The sequence below is a fragment of the Acidobacteriota bacterium genome (genome assembly GCA_026707545.1).
GTDB lineage: Bacteria > Acidobacteriota > Thermoanaerobaculia > Multivoradales > Multivoraceae > Multivorans.
This window is the reverse complement of sequence record JAPOWR010000002.1, coordinates 454191-469175: the sequence shown is the minus strand read 5'-3', so window position 1 is coordinate 469175 and position 14985 is coordinate 454191. Positions and strand designations below refer to the sequence as shown.

Sequence of the window (14985 nt, the reverse complement as noted above, 5' to 3'; positions counted from 1 at the left end):
CAGAGGTGCCGCCTTCAGCGATGCCTGAAGGCACGAGGCCGGTACAGCTCGCGTAGCTGGCCGGCCTCGTTCTCGCTCAAACCATGAATCCTCAGCAACAACCGGCCGTTGGCGACGTGATGATCCAGCTCCGAAGCCCGGCCGCGGCCGCTCCGGATCGCCCGGCCTGGTAGCAGCCCGCCCTCCCAGAGCACGCGCAGGACCGTCACGATGATCAGTCCGAGCGCTGTGCCCTCGTAGGTCACGACGCCGACCGGCGGCCCGGCGACGATCGACATGCCGCCCGTCGGCAACGGGTAAGCCAGCGCGGTGCCGGCCGCCAGGCCGAAGGCGGTCAGGCCGCCGAGGACGGCCCCGGCAAGGGCGAACAGCAGTACCCGGGACTTCGGCTTCGGCAGCGGCAGTTCGTCTTCTTCCAGCGGCGCCGGGCTGCGCACTTCGACCTGCGAGGCCGCAACCCCTGACTCCAGCACGGATTCGACGACCGCCCGCACGTCCTCGACGCGCTCGAACACGGCTTCGACGACGTGGTCCTGGACGGGCGCGGTCATGCAGCCCCTCCTCCCGGCACCGGTGACGGAGAGGGAGACCTCGGCGCGGGCTCGGAAGTCTGCCCGCTCTCGCCGCCACTCCCCGCGTGCCGCCAGCCTTCCCGCATCTCCCACACGGAGACGATCGGCAGCAACTGGGTGAAGGTGAAGTACAGGCAGGCGAAGACGCCGATCGCACCGATCATGATCCCGAGCTCCACCCAGCTTGGCAGGTAGTCGCCGATGCTGTAGGCCAGCCGCGGCGTCGACAGGGCCGGCACGACGATCAGGAACCGTTCGAGCCACATGCCGACCAGCACGCCGCAGCCGACCAGGGCAGTCGGCAGCGGCCGCCGCCCCCGCGGGAAGGAGAGCACGGCGACCGGAATCACGAGGTTGACCACGACCATCGTCCAGAACGGGACCGCGAAGTCGCCGTGCAGCAACACATGGTGCACGTTCTTCTCGAACAGATCGCCGCTGTACCAGACGGTCAGGTGCTCGGCGAACGTGAAGTAGCCCCAGACCAGGGACATCGTCACGAACAGGAGCCCCAGGTTGTTGAACACCCGGTCGGTCAGGAAGCGCTCGAGCGCGAGGCCGCGCCGGAGCAGCGCCATCGCGATCATCAGCACCGCGATCCCCGAGAAGATCGCCCCGACGACGAAGTACGGCCCGAAGATCGTGCTCTTCCAGCCCGGCGTCTGGGTCATCGCGAAGTCCCAGGACACGATCGTGTGGACCGAGACGGCCACTGGAATGATCGCGACCGCCAGAATCCGGATCCCCCACTCCAGGCTGTGCCACTGCTGCGCGGTGCCGCGCCAGCCGAGCGCCAGAACCGCGTAGAAGCGTTTCTTGAGACCGGCCGCCGCGCGATCCCGCATGACCGCCGCGTCCGGGATCAGCGGCAGGAACAGGTAGAGGGCACTGCCGATGATGTAGGTCGTGATCGCGGCGATGTCCCACACCAGCGGCGAGCGGAAGTTCGGCCACAGCATCCGGCTGTTCGGGTACGGGATCATGTAGTAGAAGATCGCCACCCGGCCGAGGTGGATCAGCGGGAAGAGGCCGCCGATCGCGAGCGCGAACAGGGTGATCGCCTCGGCCGAACGCGTGACCGGCCGCCGCCACTCCGCCTTCGTCACCCGCAGGATCGCCGAGATCAGCGTGCCCGCGTGGCTGATGCCGATCCAGAAGACGAAGTTGATGATGTAGAAGCCCCAGAACACCGGCCGGTTGATGCCGGTGACGCCGATGCCGTTCGTGATCTGGTAGCCCCAGCAATAGAGGAACACCAGGACCAGGGCGCCGCTGGCGAGCGAGCCGACGAGCAGGCCCGGACGCCGCCGGTCGAGGCGGCCAAGCAACTCGCCGTCGAGGGCCTTGGCCGAGGCCTGGACTTCGCTCGTCACTCCGCCGGCTCCCGCCACTCCGTACCGCTCAGGTAGACGACTCCCGGCCGCGTATCAAGATCGCCGAGCAGGCTGAAGGCTCGCGGCGACTCGGCCCACCTCGACACCTCGCTGTCCGGATCCTCGAGATCGCCGAACGCGATCGCCTTCGTCGGGCACGACTGCTGGCAAGCTGTCTTCACATCGCCGTCCGCGACGTCACGCTCTTCCTGGGCCGCCTCGTCCTTGCCGGCCTGAATGCGCTGGACGCAGAAGGTGCACTTCTCCATCACGCCGCCGGGGCGGACGCTCACGTCGGGGTTCAACTGGGAATCGAGCGGCGCCGGGAACTCGGCGTCGAACCAGTTGAAGACCCGCACCGTGTAAGGACAGTTGTTCGCGCAGAACCGCGTGCCGATGCAGCGGCTGTACACCATCGCGTTCAACCCTTCCGGGTTGTGGTACGTGGCGTAGACCGGGCAGACCGGTTCGCAGGGAGCGGCGCCGCATTGCTGGCAGAGCACGGGCATGAAGCGGGTGCGGACGTTGGGGAACTCGCCCTCGTAGTAGCGCTCGATCCGCAGCCAGTGCATCGCCCGGCCCTCGCGCGCCTGTTCCTCGCCGACGGTCTGGATGTTGTTCTCGGCAGCGCAGGCGACGACGCAGGCCTCGCAGCCGGTGCAGCGGTCGAGATCGATGGCCATGCCCCAGCGCGTCATGCCTTCTCTCCATCGTGCGGCGCCCAGCCGACCGGAATTTCCTCGGCCTGGCGCAGGCCGCGGCCGTAGATCACCGGCCGCTCGGCGCGGCGAGGCCGGCGCAGCCGCTCGACCCGCACCCGCACACCGCTCCGCGCGTACGCGCCGGCGCCAGCGACCCGGCGGTCCGGATCGAGTAGCGAGTTCACGTTGACGCCCCGGCCACGGGCGTAGCGGCCGTAGTCCGCGTGACCGCCGCCAACCGGCACACCGACCGAACCGGGTCGCACGGTCGGCAGCACGATCGCCGGCAGTTCGATCTCGGCCGCGGTACCGGTCAGCCGCACGATGTCGCCCGTGCGAACACCGAGGCGGTCCGCGTCCGTGGCGGCGACCTCGGCCCACGACCCCCACATCACGGTCGACAGGGGGTCCGGCAACTCCTGCAGCCACGGACGGTTCGCGCCGCGGCCGTCGCCGAGCTTCACCGACTCGAACGGGATCAGCGTGAAGGACTCCACCCCCTCTGGCGCTACTGGCGCCGGCATCGCAGCAGGATCGGGTAGCCCGGCAGGCGCGCCGTCCTCGTCGACCTGAGAAGAACCCGCCGGCGCGCGCCGCATCTCCGCCGTTCCGACCAGGCCCCCGGCGTCCGTCGTGCGGCGCACGAACTGACGGGCGTTCAGGGCGCCCGCAATCAGGGATGCCGGCAGCGCTCCGGCACCCTCGGCATCGGCTCTCGTCCCGATGTAGGCATCGCTGAGCGAGGCCTCGACGGCCTCCTGGAAACCTGGCCAGGGCAGCGCGCTGCCTGCGGCCGCCGCGAGCGCCAGGGCCACGTCGCCCGGATGCCGGGCCTCGCCCCGCGGCGCCACGGTCGGCGATGCGACGAGCAGCGCCGGGATGCCGCGCACCGGGTCCGGCTCCACCGCCTGGAAGCGTTCCAGGTCGGTCTGAATCGGCAGCACCAGATCGGCCCGCGACGTCGTGTCGTCGAAGAACGCAGAGAGCGCAATCACCGTCGCCGCACCCTCGAAGGCGGCCGCGAACCCCGGCATCCCGTGGAGCGGATCGGCCTCCGCAACGACAACTACGCTCGCGTTCCGCGCCCCGGTCAAGCGATCGGCCAGGGTCGCCGACGGCAGGGCCGCTTCGGCATCGCCGGCCAATCGGTCTTCGAAGCCGAAGTCGACCCCGGCGAAGACGCCGCCCTCGCGGCCCACCGCACCGAGCAGCCGATTGAGCGCCAGCCCGGCGGCACCCGCGGCGACGCCGTTCTCACCGTCGAGCGCCGAGCCGCCGACCATCACCAGGGGCCGGCGGCTGCGCTGGAGTTCGGCGCCGAGTCGCTCGATCCGGGTCTGGTCGATGCCACAGCGTTCGGCGGTGGCCGCCAGGTCGGGCGGTGCTTCGGGATACAGCATCTCGTAGGCCGCGCGCTCCTCCTCCCCGACCGTTCCCGATCCGAGCAGGAGACCGGCGAGGCCGCGCGCGAAGAAACCCTCGCTACCCGGACGCACCGGCAGCCAGTCGTCCGCATTCGCCGCGGTCAACGAGTGGCGCGCCTCGATCTGCACCAGCTTGCCGCGCCGGTCGGCGGTCAGCTCAGCCCAGGAGCCTGCGAAATGGGCGGCGCTCCGCCAACCGTCGAGGAAGGGCGCCCCGATGCTGAGCACGTAGTCGGCTCGGGCGAGGTCATAGGCCGGGCGGGTCGACTCCCCGAAGACCGAACGGGCCGCTTCACGCTCGACAACCGCGTCGGCCGGCTGCCAGTGAACCGGCGGCGGCGCACCGACGGCCGTCGCGAACCGCCGCCACAGGCCAAGGAGTGGCCCCGACGGCGCGCCGGCGACAACAGTTGTCGAATCCGGCGCGGCCGCGATCGCCGTCGCCGCTGCTTCCAGCGCTTCCTCCCACGAGACCGGTTCCAACTCGCCCGAAGCGCCCCGCCGCATCGGCTCCGTCACCCGGTCCGGGTGATACAGCTCCTGCAGCGCCGAGTGTCCCAGCGCGCAGACGCCGCCCCCGTTGATGAAGCCCTCCGGCAACCCTTCGATCTTCTTCGCCAGTCGGTCGACCGTCCGGACCTCGACCTCGCAACCGGCGCCGCACTGTCCACAGATCGAGCGACGCCACACGGACGCTCCCGGCAGAGCCGTGCTCCGCCGAACCGGCGACGCGATCAACTCTTCGTCCCGGCGGCGGCAACCCTGCAGCACCGCGACCCCGGCTGCGGCGTAGACCTTGAAGAAGTCGCGCCGGCCGATCGTCACCCGGGGTTCGCCGCGCGGCCTGTTGCTGTCGCTCATGCCCTCCTCACCGATGGCATGCCAGACAGTCGTCGCTGGCCTCGTTCTCGCGGTGGCATTCGATGCACCACCCCATGTCGGCGACGTTACGGACGGGCTCGGCGACCGTCATCGTGGCGACATCGCCGTGGCACGTCAGGCACTCGATGCCGGCGCGGGCATGGGCCCGGTGGTTGAAGTGGACCATCGCCTTGTCCTGGATCACGTTGACCTTGGCCCAGAGGATCGGCTCGCGGTTCTCGTTCGCGAGCAGGACCTTCTGGACCTCCGGGTGGTCGGGAATCTCACGACGATGACAGCCGGCGCAGGCCTGAACGGAAGGCATCCCGGCATGGACCCCCTCCTCCGCGCCTCGATGGCAACGGGTGCACTCCAGGCCCGCCTCGATGTGGACCTGGTGGTCGTAGGCGATCGGCTGCTCGGGGGTCGGCAGGTTCTGTCTAGGCCCACAGGCGACGAGGGCGAGTCCCAGAATCCAGATGCCGGCCAGAGGGCCGGCGCACCGACAATGCGGCCACGCACCGGACGGGTACAACCGACGCCGTACCACTCCGCGCAGCCTCAGACCTCGCGGATCCGCTGGTATGACGGGACCTTCTGCAGGCCCGTCCAGTAGCGCCGCACGTTGTCGCCGAAGTCGTCGATGCCGAGCGAGGCAGCGAGCTTCAGGCCGTAGCCGACGCAGATGTCGGCGATCGTGAACCGGCCGCAACACAGAAAATCGCGCCCGTCCGAGGTCGCCGCCTCGACCAGCCGCAACCGGCCCAGGAACCATTTCCGGTAGTCCTCAGCGACCTGCGGCACCCGGCGTTCCTCGGGCTCGAGCCGCGTGTAACGGAGGAACAGCGTCTGCGGAAAGGTCAGCGTCGCGTCGCTGTAGAACAGCCAGTTCAGGTACGCGCCGTACTCCGGGTCGTCCACGTCGACGGCGAGCGGCGTCGGGCCGTAGCGGTCGACCAGGTACTTCGCGATCCCCGAAGACTCCGTCATGTGGACGTCGCCGTCGATCATGTAGGGAACCGTGCCGAGGAGGTTGGTGCCGAGGTAGTCCTTCTTGAACACCCGCGGCGGGAAGGGCAGGACGTGCAGGTCATAGTCGATGCCCATCTCCTCCAGCGTCCAAACGGCACGCAACGACCGGGCGCCCTGACAGTGGTAGAGCTGAATCGTCACGAGGACTCTCCGCCCGAGCCAACGGCCACGGCCCAGCTCGGCTTGCGCTTCTCGCGGAAAGCGGCCATACCCTCCGCGGCTTCCTCGCCCTGGAACATGCGACGGCTCCAGCCCTGGGTAAGCTCGAACCCCTCTGCCAGCGAGATGTCGGGCACCGCCCGCACCAGCTTCTTGCACTCGACGACAGCCGTCGGGCCGCCCAGGTTGATCGCGTCGATCTCCTCCTGGACCACCGACCACAGGTCGTCCCGCGGCACCGCCTTGTGGGCCAGGCCGTACTCGACGGCCTGCCGGCCGTTGAAGCGGTCGCCGGTCAGAAACAGCCTCATGCCGTGGTGCGGTCCCAGCTTGCGCAGGCAGACGACGGCGATGATCGCCGGGATCACGCCGATCCGCACTTCGCTGAAGCTGAACATTGCCTCCTCGGCGGTGATGACCAGGTCGGAGGCCGCGACCATGCCCAGCCCACCCGCAAAGGCGTGGCCGTTCACCGCGGCGATCACGGGCTTCTCACCTTCCCAGATCGCAGTGAGCAGATCAGGGTAGGGAACGATCCGGTCCGACTCGCCCTCGCCCGGCTGCCGCTTGAGGTCTGCCCCCGAACAGAATCCCTTTCCGGCGCCGGTGATCACGATCGACCGGACGGCGTCGTCGGCCTGGGCCGCCGTCAGGTGGTCATAGACCTCGGTGATCAGACCCGGTGACAGCGCGTTGCGCCGTTCCGGTCGGTTGAGCGTGATGACGGCCGCGCCACTGCGGACCTCGTAGAGCGTGTATTCGGTCCCCGGCTGGTTCCCCATGCCAATCCTCCTCGAAGCAGTTCGGCGCCGGACCCTTTAGGCCGCATCCTCGTCGATGACCACGAGCAACTCGCCGTTCCCCACCTGCTCGCCCTCGCCAACCCGGAACTCCGAGACCGTGCCCGGCTCCGGCGCCGTCACGCGGTGCTCCATCTTCATCGCTTCCAGAACCAGGAGGAGTTGACCCGATTCGACCCGATCTCCAACCGTGACGTGGGTCGAGATCACCTTGCCCGGCATCGGCGCCGTCAGACCGCCGGCGACCGCTTCCAACCCGGCGACCGGGAAACGGGGCAGTTCCTTCAGTTCGACATCGCCGCGCGGACCGTGCACGAGCCAGCGGTCGCCATCCGGCGTCACGGTCGACCGGAACCTGCGGCCGTCGATGACGAGTTCGACGCCATCCTCCGTCCGTCGATGGAACTCGACCGCATGCCGGCTCGGCTCGCCGTCGCCGACCGTGGCGCGCGTATCGAACCGGCCGTCGCGCTGGATCCGGTACTGGACCCGAAGCGTTTCGCTGGCGGCGATCTCGAACTCGGCCCGCTCGTAGGGCATCACCGTGTTGCGCCAGCCGGTCACGATCGTCGGATGGATCCGCGCCGTCTGCCTGCGGTCGTGCTGAGCGGCCATCGCGACGCAGATTCCCGCGGCGACCACCTCGTCGGCCGACGGCTGCCGCAGTGGCTGCGGCGCCACCCTCTCGATGAAGTCGGTCGTCGTGTCGCCGGCCAGATACTCGGGTGAGCGAAGTGTCGCCACCAGGAAGTCCCGGTTGGTCCGAATCCCCTGAACCCGCGTCGTCTCGAGCACCCGGGCGAGCCGGAGCGCGGCCTCGCGTCGCGTCGCCGCGCCGACGATGACCTTGGCCAGCATCGGATCGAACTCGATGCCGACGTCGCTGCCGCTTTCTATGCCCGAGTCGAAGCGCGCGTTCGATCCGGAGGCCGGCTGCCAGCGCTCGATCCGCCCGGTCTGGGGCAGGAAGTCGTTCGCCGGATCCTCGGCGTAGAGCCGCGCTTCAATCGCGTGGCCGCGAATGGCCAGATCCTCCTGGGCGAATCCGAGCACCTCGCCCTGCGCCACCCGCAACTGCTCCCGGACCAGGTCGAGTCCGGTGATCTCCTCGGTGACCGGGTGCTCGACCTGCAGGCGGGTGTTCACCTCCAGGAACCAGAAGTCCGTCGGAGCGGAACCATCCGCCGGCTGCTCGACCAGGAACTCCACCGTCCCCGCCGAGCTGTAGCCGATCGCCTGGCCGGCGGCCACCGCGGCTGCGCCCATACGGGCCCGCAGTTCCTCGCTCACGACCGGCGAGGGCGCCTCCTCGATGATCTTCTGGTGGCGCCGCTGGATCGAGCACTCGCGCTCGAAGCAGTGCACGAGGTTGCCCTGCAGATCGCCCAGGATCTGGATCTCGACGTGCCGCGAGGAGGCAAGCCAGCGTTCGAGGAACACGGTGCCGTCGCCGAACGCGGCCTCCGCCTCGCGGCGCGCGCCCTCGACGGCTTCGGCCAGCTCGTCTTCTGACTCGACCACCCGCATGCCGCGGCCGCCGCCACCCGCCGCGGCCTTGACCAGGGCCGGGAAGCCGACTTCCGCCGCCGCCGCGGCCAGGTCGGCGCCTTCGTCGAGTTCGACGGCCTGAAGCGTGGGCACGTCCGCCTTGCGCATCAACTCCTTGGCCGAGAGCTTGTCTCCCATCGCGGCGATCGCCTTGGGTGACGGGCCGACCCAGATCAGGCCGGCGTCGGTAACCGCCCGGGCGAAGTCCGCGTTCTCGGACAGGAAGCCGTAGCCGGGATGAACCGCGTCGGCGCCGGTGCGGGCGGCCGCGGCCAGCACCTTGCCGATGTCCAGGTAGGTCTCGACTGACGACCGCCCCTCGAGCGCAATCGCTTCATCGGCCTCGGCCGCGAAGGGCGCATCGGCGTCACCGTCGGCATAGACCGCGACCGTCGCGATGCCCATTTCGCGCGCGGAGCGGAAGATCCGCCGCGCGATCTCCGCCCTGTTGGCGACCAGGAGCCGCGTGATCATGCCGCCCTCATCGCGCCACGCTCACATCCTGAAGACCGCAAGAAGCACCGTGCCCCTTCGGCCGCGGCGGTTGCTCGTCGTACCCCGGGGATCACGCCGTGCTCACATCCTGAAGACGGCATAGCCCTTCGCCCCTTCGACCGCCCGGCTGTGACAGGCCGACAGCGAAAGACCGAGCACCGTACGGGTGTCGCGCGGGTCGATCATCCCGTCGTCGGAAACCCGGGAGGTCGCATAGAGACCCAGCGAGCGCTTCTCGGCCCAGTGGATGACGCCGGCCGCGCGCTTCCGGTCGGCCTCCTCGTCGAACTCGATGCCGCGCCGTTGCGCCGCTCTGCGGGTCACGATCGTCATCACGCCGGCCATCTGCTCCGGGCCCATGACCGCGATCTTCGCGGTCGGCCAGATGTAGGTGAAGCGAGTGCCGTACGCGCGACCGCTCATGCCGTAGTTGCCGGCGCCGTACGACGCGCCGACGATGACCGAGAGGTGCGGCACAGTCGAGTTCGAGACCGCGTTGATCATCTTCGAGCCGTTCTTCGTGATCCCGCCCTGCTCGTAGTCGGTACCGACGATGTAGCCGGTGATGTTGTGCAGGAACAGGAGCGGCACGTCGATCTGGTTGCAGAGCTGGATGAACTGGGTCGCCTTCTCCGCCGACTCGGAGAACAGCGCGCCGTTGTTGCCCAGGATGCCGACGGGGTAGCCGTGGATGGAGGACCAGCCGCAGACGATCGTCGGCCCGTAGAGCGGCTTGAATTCCTCGAACCGCGATCCGTCGACGATCCGCCCGATCACTTCGCGGATGTCCAGCGGGGAGCGCAGGTCCCGGGAGACGAGGCCAAGCAGTTCCTCCGGATCGAGCACCGGGTCGTCGGGCGGCAGGCTCGGACCGGGACCTTCCTTGCGCCAGTTCAGGTGGGCGATCACGTCTCGGCAGAGGCGAATACCGTCCATCTCGTCCTGCGCCAGGTAGTCGCCCAGTCCCGAGACGCGGCAGTGCATGTCCGCGCCGCCGATGCTCTCCGGCTCGGCGTCCTCTCCGGTCGCCATCTTGACCAGGGGCGGACCGCCGAGCGAGACCATCGCCTGGTTCTTGACGAAGATGTTGTAGTCGCTCATCCCGGGCTGGTACGCCCCACCCGCGGTCGAGGCGCCGAAGACGATCGACACGGTCGGAATGCGCATCTTGGACAGTTCGGAGATCTCGTAGAACAGACGGCCGGACTCGGCGAAGTGCCCAAGTGTCCGTTTCGTCTGCGCGTCCGGATCGTCGCCGGTGTTGCCGCGCAGGTCGGCGCCCGCCGACTCCACGAACTGGACGTAGGGCAACCGGTTGATCCGGGCGATCTCCAGGCCGCGCATCAGCTTCTTCGAGTTGAACTCGTTGAAGGCGCCGGCCCGCACCGAAGGGTCGTGGCCGAGGATCACGCACTCCGTGCCTGAGATCACGCCGACGCCGAGCACGAACCCGGAACCGACCGTGTAGTACGAGTTCCAGGCCGCGAGCGGCGAGATCTCGAGGAACGGGCTGTCCCGGTCGAGGGCGTTCGCCACGCGCTCGCGCACCGGCAGCCTGCCGCGGCTCCGCAGGCGGTTCATCGCCTCCGGCCCGCCACCGCCGGCCACCTGATCGAGCAGGCCGTTCACCTGCTCGATCTGTTCCAGGATGTCGGCGCGGTTCTTCCTGAACTGCTCCGAACGAACGTCGACGTTGGATCTGAGAGCCTGCATGCGCCAACCGCTTCGCTAGTCGCGGAGCGGCGAAGGGAAGTCTGCGTGAAGAGCGGCGATCATGTCAGATCTCAGGCCGCGCTGTAGGCCCCCTTCCGCCACTCCTCCACCAGCACGAACTTCTGGATCTTCCCGGACGGCGTCAGCGGGAACTCATCGACCCGGTACCAGGCCTTGGGCGTCTTCTGCGGCGACAGGTGCTCGCGGCAGTAGGTGTGGAGTTCCCCGTCACTCGCCTGGTTCGACGGATCCGCGTCGCGGACGAAAGCGCCGACGATCTCGCCCCAGCGCTCGTCCGGCAGACCGACCACCGCGACGTCCGCGACCTGGGGATGCTCGAACAGCAGCTCCTCGATCTCGCGCGGGTAGATGTTCTCGCCGCCGCGGATGATCATGTCCTTCAGCCGGCCGGTGATCGTCGTATAGCCGCGATCGTCCATCGTCACCAGATCGCCGGTGTGGAGCCAGCCGTCCTCGTCGATCGTCTCGGCGGTCTTGTCCGGCATCTCGAAGTAGCCGAGCATGACGAGGTAGCCGCGGCAGCAGAGTTCGCCCTGTTCGCCGATCGGCAACGTGGCGCCGGTCGACGGGTCGATCACCTTCATCTCGGTCTGCGGCAGCACCGGACCGAGCGTGTTCGCCTTGTCCTCCTCGCTGTCGTCCGGCTTCATCAGCGTGACGCCCGGCGACGCCTCGGTCTGGCCGTAGATGATCGAGAACTGCACCCCGAGCGTCTTCTCGATCCGCCGCACCAGGTCGGCCGGCACGGTCGCACCGCCCGAGCAGACGGTGTGGACGGACGACAGGTCGCGGCTGGCGAAGTCGGGATGCTCCATCACCGCGATCAGCATCGTCGGCACCCCGAGCAGGTGCGTGGCGCGGAGTTCTTCGACCAGCGCCAGCATGAGCCCGGGTTCGAACATGACCAGGTTGACCAGGGTCGCCTGCTGCTGGCAGGGACCGAGGACGCCCAGCACGCAGCCGCCCGTGTGGAACAGGGGCATCGGGTTGACATAGGCGTCGCCGGGCGTGACACCCAAACGCTCGGCGACGAAACGGGCGTTGTTCGTGATCCCGCGGTGGTGGAGATAGGCGCCCTTGGGGAAGCCGGTGGTCCCTGACGTGTACTGGATCTGGACCGGATCGTCCGGAGTCACCTCGGGAAGCTCGACGTCGTCCGGCGCCGAGGCCACAAAGTCCTCGAACTCGTCGAACGGGATGATCTCGCGAAGTTCCGGCAAGTCGTCCGCCACCTGCTTCAACGACTCCTCCATCGGATTGCCGCGGAACGAGCGCAGGTAGAAGATGCCGGACGACCGGGACTGGCGCAGCACGTACTCGAGCTCCTTCGGCTGGTAGGCCGGGTTGACCGTCACCAGGACCACGCCGGCGAGTCCCGCGCCGTACTCGAGCAGCACCCATTCCGGGATGTTGGGCGCCCAGACGGCGACCCTGTCGCCCTTCTCGAAGCGGGCGGCGAGCGCCCGCGCCACGCGTTCCGCGTCCGACAGGAGTTCCGCGTAGGTCCAGGACCGCCGCTCTCCAGGCACGCCCTCGATCAGCGCTACCGTGTCCGGGGCACTGGACGCGGCGTCACGGAGGATGCCGCCGACCGTCGTCTCGAGGACGGGCGAACTGGTGTCGACGGGAACGTGGCTCTCGGTCAGCGGCATCGCTTGTCTCCTCTAGTAGCCTGCGCGGCAGAAAACTGGGTGCGCCGGCGGTCGCGTGGGCCTTCTGGCCCACGCGACCGGCATCCGGCGCGAAGTGCCGGCCTCCGGACCTTCTGCCGCGCCGGGCTTGCTGAACGCCGAATCGTAGCCGGTCGCGGGCGTATCGGCAGGCCGCCGGAACTGCACCTGGTCTGACTAGTCAGATAGAGTCGACCCATGACGATCACGTACTCGACCTACGAAGCGAAGGCGCGCTTCTCGGAAGTCCTCCGGCAGGTGCGCGAGGGCAAGACGGTGACGATCTCGTATCGGGGAGAGCCGACCGCCGAGATCCGGCCGATCGAGCGCCGGAAGCAGACGATTGAAGAGTGCCTGGAGCAGATGGAGCGCGAGGGGACGCTGACCCGAGCGAGGAACCCCAAGCAGCCCATCCGGATGGTCGCACGGGTACCCGGAGCTCTGGAACGCTTCCTGGCAGACCGCAACCGGTGACCCTCGCCTACGTCGATTCGTCGGCGATCATCCGAGCGGCCTTCGGGGAAGGCGGCACACCCGAAACGGAACGTCGCCTGTCCGGTTTCGAGAGCCTAGTCTCGGCGAATCTGCTGGAGGCAGAGGTACGGAGCGCCTTCGCCCGGGAGCGGATTCCCTTTCCTCGGGACACGCTGAATCAAGTGGAGTGGATCCACCCTCACCGCCCGTTGACGCGAGAAATCGAGACGGTTCTCGATGCCGGGTACTTGCGAGGCGCGGATCTCTGGCACCTGGCAACAGCTCTCTTCGTTCCCCGAGAGCCCGAAGATGTCACGTTCCTCACGCTGGACAGACGACAGAGGAGCGTCGCCGAGGCGCTCGGCTTTCGCGTCTGACGAGGCCTCGAAGGCCTTGCTACGCTCCGCGCCGATGACCGAACAGATCGCCGAGAAGATCCTCGACTCGCTCTACCGGATCGTCGTGCCGCTGCCGCGGAACCCGCTCAAGGAAGTGAACTGCTACGTCCTCGCCGAGGACGACCGCTTCCTCGTGATCGACACCGGAATGAACCGGCCCGAGTGCCGGGAGGTCCTGACCACGGGACTCGACGAGATCGGAGTCGACCTGGAGAAGACCGACTTCCTGGCGACCCACCTCCACGCCGACCACCACGGCCTGATCCCGGAACTGCTACAGCCGGGCCGCACCGCATCGATGGGCGCCATCGACGCCGCGGCGATGGGCCGGACCCACGGCGGCTGGTCCGAGAACAGTCCAATGGGCGTGTACCTCCGGCGGAGCGGGTTCCCGCCCAACGAGCTGGCCGAGTCCTTCCGGCGCCACCCGGGCGCGCGCTTCAGCGGCCGGATGATCGAGTACGCGCCGCTGGTCGAGGGCGACGTGATCGAGATCGCCGGCTACCGCCTCGAGGTCATCGACACGCCGGGCCATACGTTCGGTCACATCTCGCTGTACGACCGCGCGAAGCGCCTGTTCATCGCCGGCGACCACATCCTGGGCGACATCACGCCGAACATCCAGGCCTGGGCCGACGACCACGATCCGTTGGGCCTCTACCTCGACAGCGTCGCCAGGGTCGAGGCGTTCGACGTCGACCTCTGCCTGCCCGGCCACCGGAGTCTCATCCACGATTTCCAAGGCCGCTGCCGGGAACTCCGCGAGCACCACGAGGTCCGCGGCCAGGAAGTGGTCGACATTCTCCGGGCGAACGGAAGCCGCAACGCCTACGACACGGCAGCGCTCATGACCTGGGACATCCGCGCCAAGTCCTGGGACGACTTCCCGATCATGCAGCGCTGGTTCGCCACCGGCGAAGCAATCGCGCACCTGCGCTGGCTGGAGGACCTGGGCGAACTGCAGCGAGAAGACGCCGGCGAGCGGATTCTGTACCGTGCGTAGCGCCCTGGTCTGGCTGGCGACCATCATGCTCCTGCCGACAGCACCGTGGGTAAGCATGACGGAGGCGCAGGAGATCCCGGTCATCGACGTCATGGTCGTTGCTCCCGAGGGCTTCGAGTCAGACGTTTCCGCCGCTCGATTGATCAGCGACGCATCGAAGATCTACGAATCCAACGGTTTGCTGGCGTTGCGATTCGCCGGGCTGGTCCGGTTGCCTCCGATCCCGGAGATAGTGGGTGGCGACCTGGGCGCGATCCTGTCTGGCCGCACGCCAGCCCTGCAAGAGGTTCGCCAGGACGTTGAGCGCGAACGTCTTTGCCGGCGTGCTGATCTGGTCCTCATCTGGGTGTCAGCATCAGATAGCCCACACGTTGCGGGTAGGGGCTTCCTCTTCCACGGACGAGACTTCGGATACTCGATCGTCGCCACCTCCAGCGGCAAGCGTCGCGTGAACCTGCCAAGGGCCGTCGCGCACGAGATCGGCCACAACCTCGGGCTGCGCCACGAGATGGGCGAAGACGGGACCGTGATGTCCTACACCGGCTACGGCGGGGGCGTAAGCGTCCGGCGGCGTGGCCGATGGGAGCATGGCGTACAGGCGTTCTCGAACGAGTCGCTGGGCCACGCGCGCATGACCGCCTGGACGGTTTCCTCCTATGACGGCCCGGGGGGAGTGTTTCGCAACCGGCCCGGGAACTGCTCAGGTTGATCCCAGCCACGCGGTGACCGGTAGTGATCCGG

At 68.4% G+C, this 14985-nt stretch carries 14 protein-coding genes; 4 read left to right on the top strand and 10 right to left on the bottom strand.

Features of this window, described 5'->3' with window-relative positions; genetic code table 11:
* Window positions 1-14: 14 nt before the first annotated feature.
* From OXG83_14250 to OXG83_14205, 10 genes are all read right to left on the bottom strand, one after another.
* Window positions 15-551, bottom strand: a complete 537-nt coding sequence (locus OXG83_14250) for a DUF3341 domain-containing protein (GenBank protein ID MCY3966193.1) — start codon at window positions 549-551, stop codon at window positions 15-17.
* Window positions 548-1945 (bottom strand): polysulfide reductase NrfD, encoded by a 1398-nt coding sequence (nrfD, locus tag OXG83_14245; protein MCY3966192.1) that lies wholly within the window; start codon window positions 1943-1945, stop codon window positions 548-550. The genes OXG83_14250 and nrfD overlap by 4 nt, the downstream gene beginning before the upstream one ends.
* Window positions 1942-2643: a 4Fe-4S dicluster domain-containing protein gene (locus OXG83_14240; protein ID MCY3966191.1), complete on the bottom strand. Its 702-nt coding sequence runs from the start codon at window positions 2641-2643 to the stop codon at window positions 1942-1944. Before OXG83_14240 ends, nrfD begins: the two co-directional genes overlap by 4 nt.
* Window positions 2640-4931, bottom strand: coding sequence for a molybdopterin-dependent oxidoreductase (locus OXG83_14235; protein MCY3966190.1), 2292 nt, complete (start codon window positions 4929-4931; stop codon window positions 2640-2642). The genes OXG83_14240 and OXG83_14235 overlap by 4 nt, the downstream gene beginning before the upstream one ends.
* A 7-nt stretch (window positions 4932-4938) precedes the next feature.
* The gene (locus OXG83_14230) at window positions 4939-5466 is read right to left on the bottom strand and encodes a cytochrome c3 family protein (protein ID MCY3966189.1); all 528 of its coding nucleotides are present in this window, start codon (window positions 5464-5466) and stop codon (window positions 4939-4941) included.
* Between the two features lie 26 nt (window positions 5467-5492).
* Entirely contained in the window at window positions 5493-6104 is a 612-nt protein-coding gene (locus OXG83_14225; protein MCY3966188.1) for a glutathione S-transferase family protein, read from the bottom strand.
* The gene (locus tag OXG83_14220; GenBank protein ID MCY3966187.1) at window positions 6101-6904 is read right to left on the bottom strand and encodes an enoyl-CoA hydratase-related protein; all 804 of its coding nucleotides are present in this window, start codon (window positions 6902-6904) and stop codon (window positions 6101-6103) included. The genes OXG83_14225 and OXG83_14220 overlap by 4 nt, the downstream gene beginning before the upstream one ends.
* Before the next feature lie 36 nt (window positions 6905-6940).
* A complete protein-coding gene (locus OXG83_14215; protein ID MCY3966186.1) occupies window positions 6941-8944 on the bottom strand; it encodes an ATP-grasp domain-containing protein in 2004 nt (667 codons plus the stop codon).
* A gap of 102 nt (window positions 8945-9046) precedes the next feature.
* Window positions 9047-10678 (bottom strand): acyl-CoA carboxylase subunit beta, encoded by a 1632-nt coding sequence (locus OXG83_14210; GenBank protein ID MCY3966185.1) that lies wholly within the window; start codon window positions 10676-10678, stop codon window positions 9047-9049.
* Between the two features lie 71 nt (window positions 10679-10749).
* The gene (locus tag OXG83_14205; protein MCY3966184.1) at window positions 10750-12351 is read right to left on the bottom strand and encodes an AMP-binding protein; all 1602 of its coding nucleotides are present in this window, start codon (window positions 12349-12351) and stop codon (window positions 10750-10752) included.
* 216 nt (window positions 12352-12567) lie between these two features.
* Here OXG83_14205 and OXG83_14200 point away from each other — a divergent pair, with 216 nt between their 5' ends.
* The 4 genes from OXG83_14200 to OXG83_14185 are packed head-to-tail and all read left to right on the top strand — an operon-like array spanning window position 12568 to window position 14953.
* Window positions 12568-12843, top strand: coding sequence for a type II toxin-antitoxin system prevent-host-death family antitoxin (locus OXG83_14200; protein MCY3966183.1), 276 nt, complete (start codon window positions 12568-12570; stop codon window positions 12841-12843).
* A complete protein-coding gene (locus tag OXG83_14195; GenBank protein MCY3966182.1) occupies window positions 12840-13220 on the top strand; it encodes a type II toxin-antitoxin system VapC family toxin in 381 nt (126 codons plus the stop codon). The genes OXG83_14200 and OXG83_14195 overlap by 4 nt, the downstream gene beginning before the upstream one ends.
* A gap of 34 nt (window positions 13221-13254) precedes the next feature.
* Window positions 13255-14244, top strand: a complete 990-nt coding sequence (locus tag OXG83_14190; GenBank protein ID MCY3966181.1) for an MBL fold metallo-hydrolase — start codon at window positions 13255-13257, stop codon at window positions 14242-14244.
* Window positions 14237-14953: a hypothetical protein gene (locus OXG83_14185; protein ID MCY3966180.1), complete on the top strand. Its 717-nt coding sequence runs from the start codon at window positions 14237-14239 to the stop codon at window positions 14951-14953. Before OXG83_14190 ends, OXG83_14185 begins: the two co-directional genes overlap by 8 nt.
* Window positions 14954-14985 lie beyond the last annotated feature (32 nt).

Coding starts and splice junctions, on each gene's coding strand:
- OXG83_14250 (MCY3966193.1), bottom strand. CDS start 551: ATGACCGCGCCCGTCCAGGACCACGTCGTCGAAGCCGTGTTCGAGCGC.
- OXG83_14200 (MCY3966183.1), top strand. CDS start 12,568: ATGACGATCACGTACTCGACCTACGAAGCGAAGGCGCGCTTCTCGGAA.
- OXG83_14220 (MCY3966187.1), bottom strand. CDS start 6,904: ATGGGGAACCAGCCGGGGACCGAATACACGCTCTACGAGGTCCGCAGT.
- OXG83_14190 (MCY3966181.1), top strand. CDS start 13,255: ATGACCGAACAGATCGCCGAGAAGATCCTCGACTCGCTCTACCGGATC.
- OXG83_14215 (MCY3966186.1), bottom strand. CDS start 8,944: ATGATCACGCGGCTCCTGGTCGCCAACAGGGCGGAGATCGCGCGGCGG.
- OXG83_14205 (MCY3966184.1), bottom strand. CDS start 12,351: ATGCCGCTGACCGAGAGCCACGTTCCCGTCGACACCAGTTCGCCCGTC.
- OXG83_14240 (MCY3966191.1), bottom strand. CDS start 2,643: ATGACGCGCTGGGGCATGGCCATCGATCTCGACCGCTGCACCGGCTGC.
- OXG83_14235 (MCY3966190.1), bottom strand. CDS start 4,931: ATGAGCGACAGCAACAGGCCGCGCGGCGAACCCCGGGTGACGATCGGC.
- OXG83_14210 (MCY3966185.1), bottom strand. CDS start 10,678: ATGCAGGCTCTCAGATCCAACGTCGACGTTCGTTCGGAGCAGTTCAGG.